Here is a 5970-nt window from a genome sequence, read left to right as displayed (position 1 = left end):
ATAAAAAGAAGTATTTTTTATATTTTTTAGTTAGCTAGTTTTTTTGTTAATTTTATTAAAAAAAGAATTAAAAAAAGAAATTAATTTATTTAGTTCTAAGAGCTTCAATTGCTTTAGGAAGTTCTTCACAAAATACTTTAACTTCTTCAGTTGGTATTGAGAAACTAATACGCAAATATCTGTCTCCAAATCTTTTACTAGTATAATTTCCTTCTCTTACGAATATATCTTTATCAAGAAGATAATTAGATAATTCTTTTGCTTTTATACCAGTATCAGTTAAATCAATAACCATCATGTTTGCATCTGCGGGGTAAACTGGAAGGAATATACCATCAATTTTATCAACAGCTTCTTTAATTAATTTTTGATTTTCAAATGTAGTTTTTATTATTCTATCTATCCATTCTGGTTTAGATTTAAGTCCAGCAATTGCACCTATTTGTGCAACTATATTTACACCTAAATCATTTACAACTACATTTTTAATTGATGAAATAAGAGATTTTGGTCCTACTACTGCTCCAATTCTTAATCCTGCCATACCAAATATTTTTGAAAAACTATAAATTGTTAAAGTGTTATTTGGTGCATATTTTGCTGCTAGGAAATGTTTTCTTGCAAAGTCTCTGTATGTAACATCATGTATTAAGAAGATATCATTTTCTATTGCAATTTCAGCAATTTCTTTAATTTCTTCTTCTGTATATGCAGTTCCAAGTGGGTTTAATGGATCAATTAATACTATAATTTTAGTATTTTCATCTAAATTTTCCCTAATAAGTTTTGGAGTTAATTTATAATTACATTCTTTATTATAAATTGGTACATATTTAACTTCTTTAGCAAATCTTTCTGCAAATGATCCAATAATTAAGTAACCAGGATCACATGTAATTACATTATCTTCAGGTTGTAATATATTATGCATACATAAATGTAATGATTCTGTAGCTCCTGCTGAAACATAAACATCCATAAATTCAGGATCTAAATCTAAATCTTCTAAAATAAGTTTTTTTAATTCTGGAAATCCTTCTGGAGCAGGATATTTACAATATTCTTTACTTTCAATACATTTAATCATTGCATTATTAATAATGTTTTCATCATGTAAATGATTAGTATTTTGACCCATCCATATTAAGTCTTTATTTTCAAATGTATAATTGAAAAAATCGTTTGTACTCTCAAATCCTTTTGGGGGGATTTTAGGAGTCTTTTTATATTTTTTTTCAGGTACACTAATTTTGTGTCCTTTTTTATTGTTTTGCATCCTATCACAAAAATTACTTTTTTTAAAAAAATTAATAATAATTAATGTTGAAAAATCTTAACTTATTTTTTTAGTATTTTTCAACTGTAATATAATTAGTATAAAATATTAACCTTTATTATCTTTATAAATCTTCATTAATAAAATTATTTATGTTATTTATTTCCTTTAATCTAATCATTACTTATTTTTTATTAATTTATTACTAGTTTTTATTAATTTTTTTATTTATTGTATTTTTATTAAAAATTTATTAATAAAGATAAATATTTTTACAAAATTCTTTAATAAATATATCCTTTCAATATTTTTTAATAATAAACTTTTATTTATTATTCTAATATTTTTAAATATTTTATTTTAATTTATATTTTAAATGTTTTTAGTAAAATTTAGAATATAAAATATTTGCTAAGTATACAAGTATTCCTACAAAGAAATAAAAAAGGACTTGTATATCTAATATTCCAGTTTCAATTCCAAGTATTGTATATGTTAACAAGAGTCCATATAATCCAATATAAAAATAATTTTTACTTATTTTTAATAATTTATATCCAACTCCAAGTATAAGTCCAATAAAAAACATTCCTACTGCTACACCTATTCTACCAAAGTCTATTAACATAGGACCTATGATTGTTGGTGTAATAGTTACACCATTTCTCCAGTTTAATAGTTGTCCAACCATCATTCGAGGGCCATAATCACTTCCAGGTAAACTTTTTAGAATAAATCCGCCATGCATTAAACCAAAGTTACCTGATAATGTACTTAATAAATCAAGTACATTAATTGTAAATGTAGCTCTACTTTCTAAAGTATAAAATGGATTTGTATTACTTGTAATTAACATTTCACTTAAAGATCTCATATATCCAATTCCAATTAAACCTAATAGTCCAATTATTCCAACTATTACTACTTCATTTATTGAAATACTGTCTCCATAATATCCAATAATTATCATTAGTAATAATAATGCAAGTATTGGTGTTCTATATGCTAATACAAGAAGTAATATTACACCAATCATGTTTAAGAATAAAAATCGGAATCTTACTTGTGATCTTGTAAGCTTACCTTCATTTTTAAGATGTAAATAATAAGATTCCATAATGCTTATTCCAGGAATAATTAAAAATACTGGCATAGTTAATGCTGCTTTTAATTTATATCTTAATGTTGGATGAAGAAGAGGAATTCCTTTAAGATATCCAATATTTATAAAGAAAAATATTATTCCAATTAATAATAAACAAAATCCTATTGGGTAAATATCTTCTGGATTAAAATTTATGATTTTTAATTTAGTTTTATCATTAAAAAGATATTTTGGAATTATTTTTGCACCTATAATAAAAGATATAAATGCTATTATTATGTTTAATGTTAAAGAATAAGATACAGCTTTTAATCCAAGTATTAAAAATAGACTAAATAAAAATATTATAATTAATGGGTCAAACAAATCGTTTTTTAATATATTACTTTTAATAAGTTCTTTATTATTATGGGGATAAATTTTTTTTAGTATACTTTTTTCCCATTGCCTATCAAAAAATAAGAATATACTATGAATTATATAAAAAATATAAGATTCTCTTATTTCCTGTTCTATGAATCTACATAACTTTGTAATAATAGAATATATATAACTCATAATATCATCATTTTAATTTTAGATTAATTTATATTAATAATTGTAAGTTATTTAGCTATTTAATCTATTACTTTTTTAGTTTAAAGTAAATAATTAATTTATATATGTTTTATATTAATAATATTATAATTTGATTTAATTATGTTTAATTCTTCATTTGTACAATTATAAATACGAATTGTTATTGGAGATGTTTTTCCTTCAAATGATTTGTAGTTTTGATCTGCTATTTTTAAATCTTCGTTATTAGCTCTTACAATTTTTAATTGTTTATTATTAAATATGGTCATACATGGTTTTTTTGTAATATTAAACTCTTGATTTTCTATATTTTGGTAAGATACTATGTTTAAATCATTTATTGAAATTTTTGTTGATATTTCATAGTTTGTATAATTTTCAAGTCCTTTATTTAATTCATTAAAACTAGTTATTGATATTGGATTTATCTTAATTTCTGTAATATTTTTTACTTTACTTCCATCAACTTCTAGTGTCATTTGATTAATATAAATATCTCCATCAGGGTTATTGTCATATGTTCCTCCAAGTATTTTTTTTCCATTATCATTTACAAGGACTCGCATATTTTTATTATCATAACTATTATCACACCATAGGATTGTACCATGAACAGTTACCTCTTCTCCAGAACTTGCATTTACACCTTTAATTGTAGTTTTAACTATTTCTCCTTCACTATAAAAACTTAAATATTTTTGTGTAACTTTATCAAAAGTTGATGCATCATAAGATGATGAATCAGATTCATTAGAACCTGGAGAAATATGTAATATTGCAATACATGCTACTAATATAATTACAATAATTATTATATAATCAATTATTGTAAGTTTATTTAAAAAATTAGGCTTTTTCATGGTTTTTACCTTTATTAATCTTCTTCGTATATTGCACCAGTAGGACAAACTTCAATACATTCTTCACAGTCATCACAAAGTTCTGCATTAACAATTATAGTAAATGCTCTTTTTTCTATTGCTTCATTTGGGCAAACATCAATACAATCTTCACAAACTCCACATTCATCAGAATCTATTACAATCAATTTAACACCTTATGGTTTTTTAATATTATTAATAATATATAATATAACTTATAGAACTAAATATTATTTATTATATCTATTATTTAATAATTTTTATAAATTTTAAATATACTAAAAGATTTATTTTTTTAATATTTTCATTTTTTTATAAAAATATACTATTATAATCGTATACTTTTTATATTATGACATACATAATATAAAATGAATTACTATTTTAAATATCTTAAGATTTATATAGTTTTTTTAACAAAAGTATAATCTGTACTTTTTTGAAAACATATTTTTTTAAAATATTTTTTAGTTTTCTTAATGATTTTTAGTAAAAATCGATACATTTATATATGAGATATTACTAAAATTGTATTGTATGCAAGGGTGCCCGAGCGGCCAAAGGGGGAGGACTTAAGATCCTCTGGTGTAGGCCTTCGAGGGTTCGAATCCCTTCCCTTGCACTGAACTTTTTTATATATTTTTTTATTTCAATGCTTTAGTGGCTCAGCTGGTAGAGCGCCACCTTGGTAAGGTGGAAGTCGGGGGTCCGAATCCCCCCTAAAGCTCTTATAATTATTTTTATTAATATACTTATTTTTTATTAATAATCATTTTTAACTAATATTTATTCTTTATTTTTCTTTTTAAGTATTTTTTTACTTTATTTTATTGTATTTTTTATTTTTCAACTTATAGAAAATTTTTTATATTATTATACTTAAAAAAGAATATAGAATCAAATTTAATTAAGGGTTTTAATTAAAAAATAAATAATTTATTTAATTATTTTTTTCTTTAATAAATTTGAAATTTTGTTTATTTTTTAATTAGAATGTTTATTAAGTTTAGTGATAAATTCGGAAGTGATTTATTTGGTTGAGCATCAAAAAATTATTTGGGCAGGAATTGTTTCCGGTCTAGTCGCTATTTTAACTGCAAAATTTGGTTTATCTGGAACTGTTGTAGGTTCTGTATTTTCGTCAGTTCTTTATAATTTTATAACTGGATATATTGATGAAAAACATAAAGAAACTGGTGGTTTAAATATTGATATTACAAAACCACGGTTAGATTTAGAATTATTTTATATATTTCCATTAGTTGTTATATTATTAATAGAAATTTGTTATATTTTTGCATTCTTTAGTTCTGGATCTTCATTTGTATTTATGAAACTTGAAGATGTTACTAGTAATAACTTATTTAGAGTTATTGGTTTTGGATTAATTATTTTAGGTATTTATCCTATGTTTGATTCTAAAACTCTTAAAAAAGTAAATGGTTTTCTACTAGTTATTTGTGGATTTTTACTTTTAGGATGGGGATTAGCAGATTTAAGTAATCCTATGTCTAATGTTGTTGGGATTGTAATTGATAAATTTGGATTTATTATTTCATTATTAATATCATTAGTCTTAATATATGTAATATTTTCCATTCTTTTAAGAAAATCTGTTAGTTCATCACCAAAAAGAAATAATCACTATTCTAAAAAAGTATACCGTCCAAATGTATATAGAGAAGAATATCAAAGTGATGTTTATTATGATGGACCTTACAATTATACTAGATATGATGATTTTGAGTATGAAAGACCTAGACGGAATATAAGACATAATGCTCCAAGAAATCAAAGACAAGGTAAATCAGTTAGAAGAAATATTCGTTATCCAGATATGGATGATGATAAAATTAATTCTTCATCAAAATCTTTAAAATTCTTTTCAAATAAAAAAAAGTAGATAATTAATTTTATCTATTTTTCATTGGTTTTTGTTTTTTTAATTTTAATTTTTTTTTAATTTTATTCATATTTTTCTTATTATTTTTATTAATTTTCATTTTATTTTTGCATGATTTTTTATTAATTTATATAATTATTTTATTTATTTTCTAATTTTAATTTTATTTTTCCTAATTTTTTTTATTAATTCATATAATTTTTTTATTTTTTTATTAATTTTTTAT

Annotated in this window: 5 protein-coding genes and 2 tRNA genes; 3 read left to right on the top strand and 4 right to left on the bottom strand. The window is 22.2% G+C overall.

What is annotated here, in order from left to right; all coding sequences use genetic code 11:
* Window positions 1-85 precede the first annotated feature (85 nt).
* The 4 genes from BGI41_RS06215 to BGI41_RS06200 form a co-directional block, all read right to left on the bottom strand.
* Window positions 86-1276, bottom strand: a complete 1191-nt coding sequence (locus tag BGI41_RS06215; protein ID WP_088539565.1) for a pyridoxal phosphate-dependent aminotransferase — start codon at window positions 1274-1276, stop codon at window positions 86-88.
* Window positions 1277-1658: 382 nt separating this feature from the next.
* Window positions 1659-2939 (bottom strand): oligosaccharide repeat unit polymerase family protein, encoded by a 1281-nt coding sequence (locus BGI41_RS06210; RefSeq protein ID WP_088539563.1) that lies wholly within the window; start codon window positions 2937-2939, stop codon window positions 1659-1661.
* A 98-nt stretch (window positions 2940-3037) separates the two neighbouring features.
* Window positions 3038-3820 (bottom strand): adhesin, encoded by a 783-nt coding sequence (locus BGI41_RS06205; RefSeq protein ID WP_088539561.1) that lies wholly within the window; start codon window positions 3818-3820, stop codon window positions 3038-3040.
* A 14-nt stretch (window positions 3821-3834) separates the two neighbouring features.
* A complete protein-coding gene (locus BGI41_RS06200) occupies window positions 3835-4005 on the bottom strand; it encodes a DUF362 domain-containing protein (protein ID WP_088539567.1) in 171 nt (56 codons plus the stop codon).
* A 375-nt stretch (window positions 4006-4380) separates the two neighbouring features.
* On the opposite strand from BGI41_RS06200, the gene BGI41_RS06195 reads away from it, so the two are divergent.
* From BGI41_RS06195 to BGI41_RS06185, 3 genes are all read left to right on the top strand, one after another.
* Window positions 4381-4463 (top strand) — tRNA-Leu (locus BGI41_RS06195).
* 32 nt (window positions 4464-4495) lie between these two features.
* A tRNA-Thr gene (locus tag BGI41_RS06190) sits at window positions 4496-4568 on the top strand.
* Between the two features lie 306 nt (window positions 4569-4874).
* Window positions 4875-5744 carry a hypothetical protein gene (locus BGI41_RS06185; RefSeq protein WP_088539559.1) on the top strand — a complete coding sequence of 290 codons (870 nt, stop codon included), beginning with the start codon at window positions 4875-4877 and terminating at the stop codon, window positions 5742-5744.
* The last annotated feature ends 226 nt before the right edge of the window (window positions 5745-5970 follow it).

Origin of the sequence: Methanobrevibacter sp. 87.7 (genome assembly GCF_002208625.1) — an archaeon.
Taxonomy (GTDB): Archaea; Methanobacteriota; Methanobacteria; order Methanobacteriales; family Methanobacteriaceae; genus Methanarmilla.
The sequence above is the reverse complement of the archived record's forward strand: the minus strand, read 5'-3'. Positions and strand labels throughout refer to the sequence as shown.